Here is a 16,653-nt window from a genome sequence, read left to right on the forward strand (position 1 = left end):
CAACACGCTCTACAACGCGTAATTTAAAGGCTAAGGTGTAATCTCGTTGTGTGCGCTTACGGCTTGAGTTAATTGATGTTGTCATAAAGAAGTCCTCTTTATGTCAACGTATTTCAGGACGGGACATGAGCATAAAAAAAGCACCGGTAAGTACCAGTGCTTTTTGCGCGTAACGCTATGCAGATTTCGCTGTGTTAGCCTTTAGCCGCGTCGTTTTGTGCTGCTTGAATTGCCGTTAGGGCGATAGTGTAGACGATATCATCGACTAACGCGCCGCGAGATAAGTCGTTCACAGGTTTGCGCATACCTTGCAGCATAGGACCGATACTGATCAGGTCCGCGCTTCGCTGTACAGCCTTGTAAGTCGTGTTGCCGGTATTGAGGTCTGGGAACACGAAAACGGTGGCTTGGCCAGCGACAGGACTATCAGGTGCCTTAGAGCGAGCAACATTTGGCATAACCGCCGCATCGTATTGTAATGGACCATCAATAATCAGATCTGGGCGTTTTTCTTTGGCGATACGCGTCGCTTCACGCACTTTATCCACATCTGAACCTGTGCCTGAGTTACCGGTTGAGTAGCTGATCATCGCCACTCTTGGCTCAATACCGAAGGCTTTTGCTGATTCCGCTGATTGGATGGCGATATCGGCTAATTGCTCTGCATTTGGATCTGGGTTAATTGCGCAGTCACCGTAAACAAGCACTTGATCTGGCATCAACATAAAGAAGATGGACGAAACAAGGCTTGAGCCCGGTGCCGTTTTGATCAATTGCAGTGGTGGACGAATGGTATTGGCTGTGGTGTTAACCGCGCCAGATACGATACCGTCAACTTCGTTTTGCGCCAGCATCATAGTGCCAAGCACCATGTTGTCTTCTAACTGTTCACGGGCAACGACTTCCGTTAAGCCTTTGCTGCGACGTAGATCTAACATAGGTTCTACGTAACGGTCGCGGACCTCTTCTGGATCGATAATGATCACGCCTTCGCCAAGCACCACATCTTGCTGTGCAGCGATACGCAGAATTTCTTCTTTTTTACCTAAAAGCACACAGCGAGCGATACCGCGTTCGGCACAAATGGCCGCCGCTTTAATGGTACGTGGCTCATCACCTTCTGGCAGCACCACAGTCTTGTGGGCGGCGCGCGCCAATTCCGTGAGTTTGTAACGGAAAGCGGGTGGTGACAGGCGATGCTCACGGGGCGAGTTTTTAGTGACGCTTTCAATCCAAGTTTGGTCGATGTGGCTAGCCACATAATCCTGCACCAGATCAATACGAACCGCGTCATCTACGGGTACTTCATGGTCGAAACGTTGAATGTTGAGCGAGGTTTGCCAAGTGTTGCTGTCGATTAAGAACACAGGTAAACCGGTTTCAAAGGCCTGTTCACACAGCTTAAGAATTTCTGGCTCTGGCTCGTAGCTACCCGTCAACAGTAGGGCACCAATTTTCACGCCGTTCATGGCCGCAAGACAGGCTGAAACGATGACATCTGAGCGATCGCCTGAGGTCACAAGTAGTGAATCAGTCTTAATATGGGTCACCATATTAGGGATACTGCGGGCACAGAACGTCACTTTACGCAGACGACGAGTATGCATTTCGCCGGCATTAAGAATGCGTGCGCTTAAATGCTTCGCCAGATCCGAGGCGCGTGGCGCGACAAGATCGAGGTTGTATGGCACGCTGCCTAAAATACGCAGTGGGCTCTTACCCGGCAGTTGGAACATGCTGGCCGCATCTGAGCGTTGAACACCTTGGTGATCAAAGACTTCAGAGAGATCAGGGCGCGCGCGACCTTCGTCGTCAACGGGTGCACCAATCTTGTTGATTACAGCGCCAATCAGGCGTTTGTTCTTTTTTCCGCCCCAAGAGTTGTAGGCGATTTCAAGGCGATTCATCAACCCAGTTGAAGTATCGCTACCAGGCGTAGCAATAAAAATCACGTCAGCATCCATAGCTTTAGCGATGGCATAGTTCACATCGTCGGCAAAGGGATGGTTACGGGTAGGTACTAAACCTTCAACAATTAAGGTCTCAGTGTTGCTGGCGCAATCGGACGCACGGGCAATGATTTGCTCCATTAATACGTCGGTTTGGTCGGCACGAATTAAGGCTTCGGCATGGGCCATGTCGAAGGGCTCTAACGGATTCACCGTCGGTGATTTGCTCAGAATAGTGGTTGAGCGTTCTGGGCCGTTATCATTAGGTCTAAGTTGGGAAATCGGCTTAAAGAACTGAACTTTAACTCCGTGGCGCTCCAGTGCGCGAACCATCCCAAGGCTTAAGGAGGTCAGGCCGACTCCGGTACCTATGGGGATTAACATAATATTACGAGACATAAAAACCTCTAGTTTCGATGGTTTTTGGCAGAAGAGTTTCTGCAAATTTGCTTGTGAGTATGGCTATGTAAAGCGTAAAGCCGTTTGGGTGAGCAAACGGCTTAGGTCATTTTTTATTTGTTGATCAGTTTAATTGAATCTTCGGCGATTACCCATTCTTCGTTCGTTGGGATCACCATGGCAATCGTGCCTTTATCTTGAGTGATGATGCCTTTCTTACCGAAACGCGCCGCTTTGTTGCGTTCGCTATCGACATGGAAATTGAATATTTCCAGCATGTTGAGCACTTTTTCACGGATTAAATCTGAGTTTTCACCAATACCACCGGTGAAGACGACTGCATCTAAACGGCCCAGTGGCACAGTGTAAGAGGCGATGTACTTGGCTAAGCGGTAGCAGAAGATTTCTAAGGCTAAGGTCGCGCCTTTATGACCGTCTGCGTAACCTTCTTCGATGCCACGGCAATCGTTGGTCAGCTCGGAAATACCCAGCAGACCACTTTGCTTGTTCATCAGGTTATTCACTTCTTCTAAGGTGTAACCCAGTTGATGAACTAAGTGATAGATGATTGAAGGGTCAATATCACCACAACGTGTGCCCATGACCAAACCTTCTAATGGGGTTAAGCCCATAGAGGTGTCGACACTTTTGCCGCCTTTGATGGCAGTCACTGACGCGCCGTTGCCCAAGTGAGCACAGATAACATTCGTTTCTTCAATTGGCTTGTTGAGCATTTTTGCCGCTTCACGGCTAACGAATAAATGACTCGTGCCATGCATGCCATAACGACGGATACCGTGTTCACGGTATAACTTGTAAGGCAGGGCGTAGACATAAGCTCTGTCTGGCATGCTTTGGTGGAAAGCGGTATCAAATACAGCAACCTGTGGCAATTTAGGGAAAGAGGCCATTGCCGCGCGGATGCCGATAAGGTGAGCAGGATTGTGCAGTGGGGCTAATGAAGCACAGTCTTCGATACCTTTGATCACGCTCTCATCGATGATCACTGAGCGAGTGAATTTCTCACCACCGTGAACGATACGATGGCCAACGGCTTGAATTTTTGCTGCTAATTCAGGTTGTTCCGCAAGAATTTTATTAACAATGTATTCAACTGCTTCACGGTGAGCCGTAAATGCACCTAAGGCTGCTTCATGTTTTTCGCCGTTGATTTTCCATTTAATGCGAGAGTCTTCTAAACCAAAACATTCGGCTAAGCCAGAAATTTGGTCGTCACCTGTTTGCGCGTCAATGACGGCAAATTTGAGAGAAGAGCTACCGCAATTGAGAACTAAAACCAGTTTATTTGACATGTGTAAACCCTTTGCCATTGTGTTTAATATAACGATTCAAAATAATGAGGAACTGCGGTGTTTTTACCATATCAGTCTTGGGGCGATTCGCCAGATTGTGCTATGGTAAGAGCAGTATTCCATTGTAGTTGGTGTCTAAGATTGAGCATTAAGATCCTCAAAACCTTAGGTGATGGTCATCAGTATATGAAGACTTGGCCTATGGTTAGACAACTGGGTTTTTATTTTCCTGAGTATCGGGTCGTCCGAGCGACTCAGCTTGCCATACTGGTGATGCCAGTGCTGGCGTTTTTTGTGAGTATGAGCCAGCTGTATATTCACGGTTGGGCATTTCTACCCCAAGCTGTCACTCTCGGTTTATTTTTCATCAGCTTACCGTTACAGGGGCTGCTGTGGTTAGGTTGGCGAGCGCGCCATCCATTACCGTTAACGCTGTTCGACTGGAGTAACCAGTTGAGTGCGAAGTTGTCGTCCATGGGTATCAATTGCCACACCTTAGGCGCTAAAGCCTGTTACCTCGATATGGCACTGATTTTAAAAATAGCCTTTGAGCGTTTAGATGCCAGTTATTGGGAAGAACTTTAGGCTGTTGCCGCGGTTATCCGTGTTGGCTTTTCTATTACTGTGGATTAATAAATCGCGTTAATCCCTTGCCCAACAAATACGGCTTTGATCTTTTCCATGGTTTCTCGGCTCGGTGGTGATATCCCATCGAGCTGATAGCTTTCGCCCATGGCTTCCCACTTGTGTTTACCTAATTCGTGATAGGGTAGTAATTCTACCTTTTCAATGTTTTTCATAGGCTTGATAAACTCGGCCAGTTGTAATGCCGATGCTTCATCGTCGGTAAATCCGCCCACCACCACATACCGTATCCAAGTCGCTTGATTACGCTCTGCCAAATACTGCGCAAATTGCAATGTTCTATGGTTGCTGACTTTGGTTAACTCAATATGTTTTTCATCGTCCATGTGCTTGATGTCGAGCAGGACCAAGTCAGTGTGGTCGAGTAACTCATCAATCACTGGCGTGTACTTACGTACAAAACCATTGGTATCTAAACAGGTATGAATACCTTCTTGCTGACAGGCTGTGAATAATTCGGCGACGAATTCTGCCTGTAAAATGGCTTCACCACCACTGGCCGTAACACCACCATTGCTGGCATCGAGAAAAGGCCGATAGCTGATGATTTGACTCATTAACTCATCGACCAGAACTTCTTTTCCGCCATCAAGATCCCAAGTGTCACGGTTGTGGCAATACTGGCAGCGCATTAAACAGCCTTGCATAAAGGTGATAAACCGTATGCCGGGACCATCGACTGTGCCAAAGGATTCCACCGAGTGGATCCGACCGATAACTGCCATTGTGACTCCTGTTAAAATAAGTGAGGCTGTAGCACAGTGTACTACAGCCTTGACTAATTTAGCTTACAGACCTTTTGTGAATGTACGCGTGATCACATCTTGTTGCTGCTCTGGCGTCAGTGAGTTGAAGCGCACTGCATAGCCAGAAACACGGATGGTCAGCTGTGGATACTTGTCTGGATGCTTAACGGCATCTTCGAGCATCTCGCGGTTCATCACGTTGACGTTCAAGTGTTGGCCACCTTCTTTTTTGTCATTGTGGTCGAAGTATCCGTCCATCAATGCCGCTAAGTTGGTACGGCGAGCATCATCATCTTTACCCAGCGCATTTGGCACGATTGAGAAGGTATAAGAAATACCGTCTTGAGCGTGGGCAAATGGGAGTTTTGCCACTGAGGTTAAAGAAGCGATTGCGCCTTTTTCATCACGGCCATGCATAGGGTTTGCACCCGGTGCAAATGGCGCACCTGAACGACGACCATCTGGTGTGTTACCGGTTTTCTTACCATAAACCACGTTTGAGGTGATGGTCAGAATTGACTGCGTTGGGATCGCATTGCGATACATTTTACGGTCACGAATTTTCGCCATAAAACGTTCAACTAAGTCACAGGCGATATCATCTACACGTGGGTCGTTGTTACCAAATTTTGGATAGTCACCGCTGATTTCGAAATCAACTGCAATGCCGTTTTCATCACGAACAGGTTTTACTGTGGCGAATTTGATGGCAGACAGTGAGTCGGCTGCGATAGATAAACCCGCAATACCACAAGCCATAGTGCGACGTACGTCTCTGTCGTGCAGCGCCATAAGCGCGGCTTCGTAAGAGTACTTATCGTGCATGTAGTGGATTGAGTTCAGTGCAGTGACATATTGAGTCGCTAACCAATCCATTAAACCGTCTAAGCGATTCATCACATCATCAAAGTTGAGCACTTCGTCTGTGATCATGTCTGCTTTAGGGGCAATCTGGATTTTCAGTTTTTCGTCTACGCCGCCGTTAATCGCATACAGCATGGTTTTCGCTAAGTTAGCGCGAGCACCGAAGAACTGCATGTGTTTACCCACAACCATAGGGCTCACACAACAGGCGATTGCATAGTCGTCTGATTGGAAATCTGGACGCATTAAGTCATCGTTTTCGTATTGGATTGAGCTAGTGTCGATAGACACTTTGGCGCAATATTTTTTGAAACCGATTGGCAGTTTATCTGACCATAATACTGTGATGTTTGGCTCTGGACTTGGACCCATAGTGTAAAGGGTGTTCAAGAAACGGAAGCTTGATTTAGTCACTAACGTACGGCCATCTAGACCCATACCGCCGATTGACTCAGTCGCCCAAATTGGGTCGCCAGAGAACAATTCATCGTATTCTGGAGTACGTAGGAAGCGCACCATACGCAGTTTCATCACGAAATGGTCAATCATTTCCTGAGCTTGTTGCTCAGTTAAGGTGCCATTTTTTAGATCGCGTTCAATATAGATGTCGAGGAATGAAGAGGTACGACCTAATGACATCGCCGCGCCATTTTGGCTCTTCACTGCGGCTAAGTAACCGAAGTAAGTCCATTGAATTGCTTCTTGTGCAGTGGTCGCTGGGCGAGAAATATCGCAGCCATATTTGGCAGCCATTTTCTTCATTTGACCTAGTGCACGGTGTTGCTCGGCAATTTCTTCACGTAATTGGATAACATTTGATAATTCTTCACCCGCTTCGAACTGCGCTTGCAGTGAAGTGAATTGGGCAAACTTATCTTTCATCAGGTAATCGATACCGTAAAGTGCCACACGGCGATAGTCACCAATGATACGGCCACGGCCATAGGCATCGGGTAAACCCGTTAAAATACCTGATTTACGGCAAGCCATAATTTCTGGGGTGTAAACATCGAATACACCTTGGTTATGGGTTTTACGCAGTTCTGAATAGATGTATTTAACGTCTTCATCTAGCACGCGGTCGTAGGCCGCGCATGAACTTTCCACCATGCGGATACCACCATTAGGCAACATAGCGCGTTTTAGCGGCGCATCTGTTTGTAAGCCAACGATAGTTTCTAATTCTTTGTTGATGTAGCCAGCGTCGTGGGAAGTGATGGTAGAGACCATCTTAGTATCGAAATCAACAGGCGCGTGGGTACGGTTTTCCTGTTTGATGCCTTCCATGACTTTATCCCACAGGATTGTGGTCGCTTCGGTAGCACCGGCAAGGAAGGATTCGTCGCCTTCAAAAGGCGCGTAGTTTTGTTGGATAAAGTCACGTACATTGACTTCAGATTTCCAATCGCCAGGGGTAAAGCCTTCCCATGCGTTGGCAAACAGTTCAGTTTTTTCGGTCATCGTACTAATACCTTCTGGTTAAGATAAAGGTTATTGGCAATCAGCGTGAAGCGATGCTGAGTATAAGCCAATAGCTAATTCCTGAAATAAAGCTCCCTTCATGATGACGCCCTATGATGGGAACTGGATTTTGAAGTGCTCGTCACTCCAAAAGTCTGTCTATTGATACCCGATAAGATGACAAATATTCGCTTACTTTGATTATCGGCTACCGATCAATCTCTTTTATAATTGGTAAGACCAATTGTCCATAAGCATATTAACATAGGTCTGTCGCTATCGCATCTTAAACGGATTGGTTTGTGCTGGCTTAATCCCAAATTTGCTAGCTAGGTAGCATTTTTTTACTACTATTAGGAATACAGCACGCTTTTCTACTTGGTGTGACATTCAAACTTGTCACTCCTTAAATCACTAAGCCTTTGGTTGTTGCCATTTACTGTCCCCCTTTATTTGGGAGAAATCTATCCTCGTATCGATTGATTTTTGCTGGGGTCGCGTGAGGGGCGAATAAACTAGGTATAACTGCGGCAGTTTTGTTGATGGCTTAGTAGCAAGCTCCCTGTTAGCCATTTGTATTAATTGTAGTTTATTCGCTAACCTTGTTGATTTTTGGGCATGCTGTAGGGCCTCCATCGGGCAAAACGCTAATGCCTGAATCTTGCTAAAAATTATAAAAGAGTGGCTGCGCAAGGTTTCGGCTGCTTATCAGGTATGTTATCGCTTATCACACGGCTAGACTGTCAAGACAGAGGCGTGGGGCGCTGGCGGAGCCAATCCTGTCGATATTGAAGTGTGAGAGACAATCTATTGCTACATCTATGCTTCAGTGCCAAATCAATGCTTCAGGGGAGAGTCGAACTGAGTTTACTGAAGCTGATTTTAGTCATCCGTTTTATTGCGAGTTTGAGCATGAGTGTGTTCGCGAGTTACATAAGCTTACGGTGGAAACGAGTTATTTTAGGGTAAAGACGACCTGAAAACATGTCATCCTGATGGGTGATATTGTTTGATTTTTGGTAAGACCAATTAACCTTTTGTGTTTTTGGCTTCAAAGTTTTCACATTTTTGGTGTGAATAACATCACGCTTTAGCAATATCTACTTCACAGCATGAGCGCGTTGTATGGTACAAAGCGAGACTTTAGTGAATCATCATTTTCAGCAAATCAACATCTCGGTTTTGATTCGTGCTATCTGCGCAATGGCGCTGCAGGAGAGATATATGCTACGCATTCAAGTCTGTTTATCTGAAGTTGGAGTCATGCAATGAAAAGCCCAATTCCATCATCAACCCCAACTGTGATAAATAGCGCCCACGAAGCGCCACAGGTTTCTGCGCACTTTAGTTGTTATAATCAGGCGGAAATTTACGGTACCAGCAAAGTGGTTAAAGCGCCTTGGCAATCTTTTGGCTTGGCTGTGTTTGCAGGTGCTTTCATCGCCTTAGCCTTTGTATTTTATCTCACTGTGACCACAGGTGCTGGCGATGCGCCTTGGGGTTTAGTTCGTTTCGTTGGTGGGATAGCCTTTAGTTTAGGCCTAATTTTAGTGGTTGTTTGCGGCGGAGAACTGTTTACCAGTTCCGTACTCAGTACCGTGGCTTGGGCACAAAAACAGGTCTCTGGCGCAGAGTTACTCAAGTGTTGGTGCCGGGTTTATGCGGGCAATTTTGTCGGCGCTATACTGATGGTTTGTTTGATCACCGCCGCCGGCATGTATGAACTCGATGGTGGTCACTGGGGATTAAATGCCCTTAAAGTGGCGCAACACAAACTGCATCACTCTTGGATCCAAGCTTTTAGCTTAGGTATTTTGTGTAACATGTTGGTGTGTTTAGGCGTGTGGATGACCTTCGCCAGCCGTGATGTGTTAACAAAATCCCTACTGTTAATCTTACCTGTGGCCATGTTTGTCAGCAGTGGTTTTGAACACAGTATCGCTAACCTGTTTATGGTGCCTATGGGCATGATGATCCAATCAATCGCCAGCCCAGAATTCTTCGCATCTTTAGGTGTGACTCAAGAGCAGTTTGCCGATTTAACCGTGACTAACTTTATATTCAACAACTTAATCCCAGTCACCTTAGGCAATATTGTCGGCGGCGGTGTGATAGTAGGTTTAGGTTATTGGTGGGTAGAGCAGGGAAAAACGATGTCAAGCGATCCACACAAAGCTCACCATGAACACTTTTCATCACCCCATTCACATACCGAAAAACCTCAACATGCGAGTGAAATTAAGCTGACGAAGCATTCTTAGAACGCTTTAAATGACCCGTTGAAGTATAAGAAAATGCCCAGCAAATAGCTGGGCATTTTTTATGCTTATTTACTGGGCTGCGTAAAAGAAGCAAATAAAAACAGCATCCGAAGATGCCGTTTTTTGATTAGGTTCTAATTGATAAAGACGATATTAGAATTTCTGTGTATATGTTGCCGTAAATGTACGGCCATATAGGCTGTATAGAGAAGCATCATATTTAAGATTAGAATCTAAAACCGGATCTTCATTAGTTAAGTTACGAATACCTAAACTAATTTTTCCTTCCCACGGTGTAGCATAGCCATAGCTGACATCGAATGTGGTTTGCGAAGACAAGCTTCCAACTTGGGCGTATGTTTTTGGATCTGTTTTTTCTGATTGACCATCAATATATTGTGTCAATATTGATGCTGAGTGATCACCATAGCTCCAGTCGATAACCCAAGTGAATCTGAATTCAGGCATACCATTACGGCCAATTTTATCATTTACTGGCCCCTCAAAATATTCTTCCTCATTATATGAAAGAATATAGCTTAGATCGTACGAACTGCTAAAGTCACCAATAGCGGTTTCAAATCCACTATATGTTAGATTGAAGTCTATACCAGAAGTATCGAAACCTTTGCCATTTGCTTTAGGTGTTGTTGCTGACAACAACATTCCATTCGGATTATCGCCTATACGTTTGATTTCACCGCGGCTTAAGTTACCGTAACCAACTTTTTGTTCTTCTTTTAATAGTGAGTCTAAAGAGACAAAAGTAATAACATCTTTGATATCTAAGCTGTAATACTCAACTTTACTACTTAGCTTATCAGTGATATCCCATACGAGTCCTAAGTTGTAGAAATCTGATGTTTCTGGTTGTAATTTGCTATTCGCAGTGCGTGTCACATCATATTGCTTAGCTATACAGCCAGCAACATTAGTGCCTTGCACATCACAGTAATGGTAATCCGTTGCTGTATCTGCACTGAAAGAATCTGCTGCAATTAGGTCTGATAATGATGGAGCGCGGAAACCTTGACCCCATGATGCTCTGAATACAACATCATCTAAGACTTGATATCTTAGAGCGACTTTTGGTGTTGTTGCAGAGCCAAAGTCAGAGTAGTTATCATAGCGATAAGCTAAGTTTAATTCTAAGTCTTCGGTTACAGGGATAATGGATTCGGCGAACAGTGCATAGACATCACGATCACCTGAAGCACCGTTACCAGCTGAACCAATAACGGCACCAGCAGCGGTTTGCGCATCAACGTTAGCTTCATATTTATATTGGAGAGCTTCGGTTCCTAGGTACCAACCAATGTTACCAGCAGGTAATTCAATGGCTTCAAAGTTTACACCAGCATTAACACTTTGAAACTCCATTATGTCTTGCTTGAGGGTTTCGTGAGCCATGTCCGCTATAACAGATGCACTATTTCCTTCAGGACCAAAGTTGAAAATACCATCTTTCACGTATCTTTCAACCGTAGGTCTGTGTACATATCCAGTACCATAGTTACTGTTTTCAGCTAAATTGTAATGGTATGTGAAGTCCCAGCCAAAGCTGTCATGCGTACCAACTAATCCCAATTGGATATCAGTGCTGTAATCGACAGTTTTTGCATCACGAGTACCAACATCTGTGAAGCGATAATAAGCTCGCCCAGCATTTTCGTTCAAACTGTTACCAGTGTATTTGCCATCCGCATCATAATTTTTTACTTCAACTTGGCCTGGGGCGACATTAAACCAGCCTGCGGCCGGAGCATAGCGACCGAAAGTTTCATTGCGAGAGAATAGACCTAAGCCTTGAAATACGATTTCATCAGAAAGTTCATATTCTGTATTTACATAGCCAGCAGTGTAAGAGCGTGCAGCATGGTTTGCAGCTTCTGCAGTAAAATCGTAACCACAGAAATAGTTACCACTGCCACCATCGTAGGTATGCCCGCCACCCACCATCTTAGGATTATCACAAGCCGTCATGGGTTTGAATTTGCCTGTTTTCCCATCAAGGAAATTACGGGCAGAATATGAAACGCCTGTGGTATCGTCAAATTTTGGCGCTAGGACATTGGAAGAACTTGAAAACCAGCGATCACGTTGATAAATGATTTCGCGGTTTAAGTGTTCAAAAGAGAAAGTGACACTGCCTTTTTCACCAACAGCGCCACCCACAATTTGTGTCTTCCATTCTTCACCACCATCTTGCACTGGTTGTGAGCTGGTCGCTGAAACTTCAAGGCCTTCAAAGCCTTTTTTAAGAATAATATTGACTACGCCAGCAACAGCATCTGAGCCATATACTGCGGAAGCACCATCTGTTAATACCTCAATTCTTTCAATTGCAGCAGTTGGGATAGTATTAAGATTGACAGCGGTTCCACCTAATGTTGGCGAGCCTGGCATACGCTTGCCATTTAGTAGCACTAAAGTACGATCTGAACCCGCACCACGGAGGTTAATTGTCGCTTGTGACTGAGCACTACTACCTGAACGTTCTGAAGTAGACCCGAAGCTGTTTAAGTTACTTCTACGCAGTACGTCAGCAACAGACATTTCACCTGTTTTCTCTATATCGGAGGCACTGATAGTTGTAACGGGTGATGATCCTTCCATATCGGTACGTTTAATACGTGAGCCCGTTACTTCAATACGTTCAACTTTTGCACCGTCGTCAGCAGCAAATACAGCTGACGTTGATAAAGCCGCTGTAGTAGCTCCGCCTATTAACGCAAAGCGAACTGCTTTGGCTAATGTAGAATTTGCGCGCATTTTATTCTCCCTTAACACATGTTGTATGTTTATTTTTATTTTTCTTAAATGGTTACTTATGTAAATAATAAGCACTCATTTAATTAAGCTCAGGATATAAACACAAGAAAATAACAAGTGCAACACTGAGCTTTAATGGATTTTGTTGTTAATTTGTTAGTTTAAATCATTTAAAGTTTGTAAGTAGATTTGTCTTGAGCCAATAAACATGGAAGTTTTGTGTATTTACTGAGGAATTTGTTTGTGATACTTCTTTTTGTTTCTTGTTCTTGCGCGCTTTGTTAATGAGGTATTTTGTTTTTGTTTTTTATTTTGGATCGAGTGTTGAGTTGTGAAAATAATATTTTTTAATTATTTTCATGTAAAAAAGATAAAAGCTGATTAATATATGGTTTGCCATTCTATATATTTGGAATTAAAAGCTTTAAGTGTTAGGTGGTATAAGGTTTTTTGTGCGGTTTAATTTAATGTAATTTTGTTATCCACGATTTGTAGTGATGGACTCAATAATTACAGCACTCAATCTTGTAAAGGTTAATAAGTAATCTTTTGTTAAAATTAATATCAAAAGTGTAATAGCTTAAATATAAAAGGAAGGTGAATATATATTCACCTTCCTTTTGGTTTATGGTCTAGTTTGAAAATAATCTCTCATGTTAAACGAATACATTTTACAAACTGTAATTCTGTTTATTTACTCTCAAGTATGGTTGTTTGTTCTATCGCTTTAAAGCGTACTGGAAAATAGTGTCCTAAATAGCGTAGAGCAACATAGACAACCACTAAGGTGGCGATCACAAGCTCGAATTCTGCTAAGTATTTTATCCATATCGCTAACTCACCCATGTTATTGAACTGGGTTAACCAAGCGGCGGTTTTAAAGAGCGCGGTAGCACCGATAACCATAGGGAAGGTAAAGGCTGCATAGCCTGGGCTAAAGGGCAGCTTTAACAGGTGAAAGAAGGCCAAGTAGATGATGCTCGTCATCAAAATGGCGATGCTCAGCAGTAAGGCTACTAAGGGAATTGACGCCTGCTCGCAAACGGTCAGATAACCCGCGAGTGATAAACTGGCGGGCGCCGCGAGAATGGCTATGGTTGGTTTAGCTGCGTCGGGTATCGCCTGACAGAAAATGAGGCGATAGAGCATTAAAGGCAGCATGACTAAGTAAGCTAACATTCCAAAAACCAAAATTACATTTGCTAGCCATTGGTAGTCAGATACAGGGAAAGACACCGCCGCGACTATGATGCCAATCGGTGGCACGAACCAGCTTGGTACCATATGCTCGAGTTTAAAATCGATGGCGCGGTAGTAGATAAACGCGCTTAAGAAGAGCACATGTATACCTATGGCCACTAGCCACAGGGTTAAGCCAGCTTGGGGGAAATAATCGCCGAGTGTTTTAGACACGACCATCAGCCCCATGGCGAAGGTGGGGATCACGCTACCAATCACTGGGTGGCTGAGTTCGTCCTTTAGAATAGTCGGATGCAGCATAAACTTACCCATGAGCAGTAACAGCAACACAGAGGCGATGATGGCGCCTGTGAGTTGTCCTGCGCCATTAAGTGAAGGTGTCATGTTCTCCCAAGTCCAACCTAAGCTGGCAATGGCAAGTGCCAGCCCTGCCATAGGGCTGGGAAGTTTAGCTGCGTGGGATGTCCAGCGTTTGCGTTTTGAAGTCATGTTGAATACCTCTCAATACTGACAATGCTTAACATCGCTTTTTTGGGGCGCTGTTTTGATGTCCTCAGTGTACTGCGGGTATTAATGGTAAATAAATTTGATTAATTTTATTCATATAATAAGTTTTTCTTACTTAAAGGTTGCCATTAAACTTAAGTTTGAGTTTACAGCGCAGTAGCGTGTGTCCTAGGCCAAGATTGTCTGTATCTTCATCCACATACAGTCCCGCTTGGTGAAGCTGGGCCAATAAATCCTTAGAGTGATACATGCGGCTATTGCCATTGGCCATGGCGCTGAAATAGAGGCTAGTGGCATTTACGCAGTAGGCAGAGGCGGCCGATGGTTGTCGATCCCAAAAGGTTTCGACGATAAAGAGTTGGCTGTTTGGCGTCATTGCCTTTGCCGTGCGTTGTAAAATGCTCAGGATTTGGCTTGTTGAAAAGCAATCCAGAAATTGACTCATCCAGTAAGTATCGGCGCCATCAACAAAGAGCTGGGTATCGTCCAGCAGATCGGTGGCAAAGGTATGGACTCGCGCGGCAACGCCCCGTGCGATGGCATTTTGCGTCGCCACTTCAAGTTGCCCTGGAAAATCCATAATCGTGACTTCAATGTTGGCGTCATAATCGCAGCAGCTCAGCGCCCATTTCCCCGTGTTGCCACCTATATCCACTAAATGGCTTGGCTTATGGGCAAACACTAACGGCAGAAGCTGTGGAAAGGCATGATCCGAATAGTAATGATCGAAGGCAAACCAGCTCTGTTTCGCTTTGGGTGGTAAATCCTTCAAGGCAGGGTAGATAGTATCCCAGTCACCGAAAACCTTGAGTCCTGCGGCCTTGCCTTCGAGTAGTGCGGTATCAAGGCTAAAAAGGCCTTGATAACAAACGTTCTGCACAAAGTTAAGGTTGATGGCGGCCATGTCGTCATGGAGTAAAAAGTGCCCCGTTTTGTCGAGCACATAGCCTGACTCATGCTGCCAAACGAGCCCCATGCTGAGCCCCATATCCAGCAAGACTCCAAGGGCATACTCGCTCAGTGGTGTCGATTGGCTTAACTCGGCCGCAGTGATCCCACGTTCAGCCGCGTTATCTATTTGCGCTAACACATCGAATTTGAGCAGGCAGTGGGCGACTTGGAAACTAATGGGGCCAAAGGCGATTTTTTGCGCTTCAAACTTAGCATTAAAGGCGCTGATATGACTTGGAGTGCGGTAAAAAGGCATAAAAAGGAATGGATTGACGAGAATATCCGTTCTTTATAACTCACTGAGCCGCTAATGCTACTGGTGATACTGAGAACTATGAGCTGCATCCAAACTTGAGCCGGAACTTGTTTGCGCTCTGCAGCTGGGATCTGATTAATGCAATGTCACAAATAAAAATACCCAGCAGAGGCTGGGTATTTTAAAGGGCTGGGTATTTTAAAGGGGAATCCAACGTCGATTATTGAATGTTTTCTTCGTCGCCGAATTGGCCTTGGAATAGCACCGAAGATAAGTAACGTTCGGCAGCCGATGGCAAAATCACCACAATGGTTTTGCCCGCAAATTCTGGTAATTCAGCGATGCGGTTTGCGGCAACAACGGCGGCACCCGATGAAATACCCACTAAAATGCCTTCTTCTTGCATTAAGCGACGGGCCATGTCGATGGCTTCATCATTGGTGACAGCTTCTACGCGGTCAATCAACTCTAAATCTAAGTTACCAGGGATAAAGCCTGCGCCAATACCTTGGATTTTATGTGGACCAGGTTGTACCGGTAAACCCGCTAAGGTTTGCGCAATCACAGGAGAATCTGCTGGCTCAACCGCCACAGAGGTAATGGTTTTGCCTGCCACTTTTTTCAAGTAACGGCTGACACCTGTAATCGTACCGCCAGTACCTACACCGGCAACAAACACATCCACTTCGCCATCGGTATCATTCCAGATTTCTGGACCTGTGGTTTTTTCATGGATTTCTGGGTTAGCAGGGTTATTAAACTGCTGTAATAAAATGTATTTTTCAGGAGCCGATTGACGGATTTCTTCCGCTTTATCAATCGCACCTTTCATGCCTTTCGCGCCTTCTGTCAGCACGAGATTTGCGCCAAGGGCTTTGAGCAGTTTACGACGCTCTAAACTCATGGTATTTGGCATCGTCAGGGTAAGCTTATAACCACGGGCCGCGGCAACATACGCCAGCGCAATACCTGTGTTGCCAGACGTCGGCTCAATCAGCTCGTGGTCTTTAGTCAGTAGACCCTTTTTCTCGGCATCCCAAATCATATTGGCACCGATACGGCATTTAACACTGAAACTTGGGTTACGCGCTTCGACTTTGGCCAGCACTTTACCTTGGCTAACACGGTTTAAACGTACTAGCGGGGTATTACCAATAGTATATGAATTGTCTTCGAAAATTTTGCTCATGGATTGCTTGCTCCTATGTTGGCACTATTGAATCATAATCTGCTGTGGCGCTTTTAGAAGTGATTGTTTGTTCTTCTTTATTCGATTTGGTTATTAAAGGATGTGCTGTTATTCGCAAACCCTGATTGGCAGCCAGTTTA

At 45.0% G+C, this 16,653-nt stretch carries 11 protein-coding genes; 2 read left to right on the plus strand and 9 right to left on the minus strand.

Annotated elements, in window-relative coordinates; all coding sequences use genetic code 11:
- From MO387_RS19285 to ackA, 3 genes are all read right to left on the minus strand, one after another.
- A partial coding sequence (locus tag MO387_RS19285; protein ID WP_242326061.1) for a valyl-tRNA synthetase occupies positions 1–85 on the minus strand: 85 nt, incomplete at its 3' end.
- Between the two features lie 109 nt (positions 86–194).
- Positions 195–2,348, minus strand: a complete 2,154-nt coding sequence (gene pta, locus MO387_RS19290; protein WP_107948099.1) for a phosphate acetyltransferase — start codon at positions 2,346–2,348, stop codon at positions 195–197.
- 113 nt (positions 2,349–2,461) lie between these two features.
- Entirely contained in the window at positions 2,462–3,661 is a 1,200-nt protein-coding gene (gene ackA, locus MO387_RS19295) for an acetate kinase (protein WP_107948097.1), read from the minus strand.
- Positions 3,662–3,802: 141 nt separating this feature from the next.
- On the opposite strand from ackA, the gene yfbV reads away from it, so the two are divergent.
- The gene (gene yfbV / locus MO387_RS19300) at positions 3,803–4,246 is read left to right on the plus strand and encodes a terminus macrodomain insulation protein YfbV (protein ID WP_086012247.1); all 444 of its coding nucleotides are present in this window, start codon (positions 3,803–3,805) and stop codon (positions 4,244–4,246) included.
- A gap of 44 nt (positions 4,247–4,290) precedes the next feature.
- Here the strand turns inward: yfbV and pflA are convergent, their stop codons facing one another.
- Positions 4,291–5,031: a pyruvate formate lyase 1-activating protein gene (pflA, locus tag MO387_RS19305; protein WP_063884797.1), complete on the minus strand. Its 741-nt coding sequence runs from the start codon at positions 5,029–5,031 to the stop codon at positions 4,291–4,293.
- Positions 5,032–5,094: 63 nt separating this feature from the next.
- Positions 5,095–7,377, minus strand: a complete 2,283-nt coding sequence (pflB, locus tag MO387_RS19310) for a formate C-acetyltransferase (RefSeq protein WP_107948095.1) — start codon at positions 7,375–7,377, stop codon at positions 5,095–5,097.
- A gap of 1,268 nt (positions 7,378–8,645) precedes the next feature.
- Here pflB and focA point away from each other — a divergent pair.
- Positions 8,646–9,638, plus strand: a complete 993-nt coding sequence (gene focA, locus MO387_RS19315) for a formate transporter FocA (RefSeq protein WP_107948090.1) — start codon at positions 8,646–8,648, stop codon at positions 9,636–9,638.
- A 153-nt stretch (positions 9,639–9,791) separates the two neighbouring features.
- Here the strand turns inward: focA and MO387_RS19320 are convergent, their stop codons facing one another.
- The 4 genes from MO387_RS19320 to cysK form a co-directional block, all read right to left on the minus strand.
- A complete protein-coding gene (locus tag MO387_RS19320) occupies positions 9,792–12,410 on the minus strand; it encodes a TonB-dependent receptor (RefSeq protein ID WP_107948088.1) in 2,619 nt (872 codons plus the stop codon).
- A 690-nt stretch (positions 12,411–13,100) separates the two neighbouring features.
- On the minus strand, positions 13,101–14,099 hold the full coding sequence (locus MO387_RS19325) for a TDT family transporter (protein ID WP_242326461.1): 999 nt from the start codon (positions 14,097–14,099) through the stop codon (positions 13,101–13,103).
- Between the two features lie 133 nt (positions 14,100–14,232).
- The gene (locus MO387_RS19330) at positions 14,233–15,324 is read right to left on the minus strand and encodes a methyltransferase (RefSeq protein ID WP_242326462.1); all 1,092 of its coding nucleotides are present in this window, start codon (positions 15,322–15,324) and stop codon (positions 14,233–14,235) included.
- A 220-nt stretch (positions 15,325–15,544) separates the two neighbouring features.
- The gene (gene cysK / locus MO387_RS19335; RefSeq protein ID WP_006085400.1) at positions 15,545–16,513 is read right to left on the minus strand and encodes a cysteine synthase A; all 969 of its coding nucleotides are present in this window, start codon (positions 16,511–16,513) and stop codon (positions 15,545–15,547) included.
- Between the last annotated feature and the right edge of the window lie 140 nt (positions 16,514–16,653).

This window comes from Shewanella sp. N2AIL, assembly GCF_022690845.1.
Lineage (GTDB): Bacteria > Pseudomonadota > Gammaproteobacteria > Enterobacterales > Shewanellaceae > Shewanella > Shewanella baltica.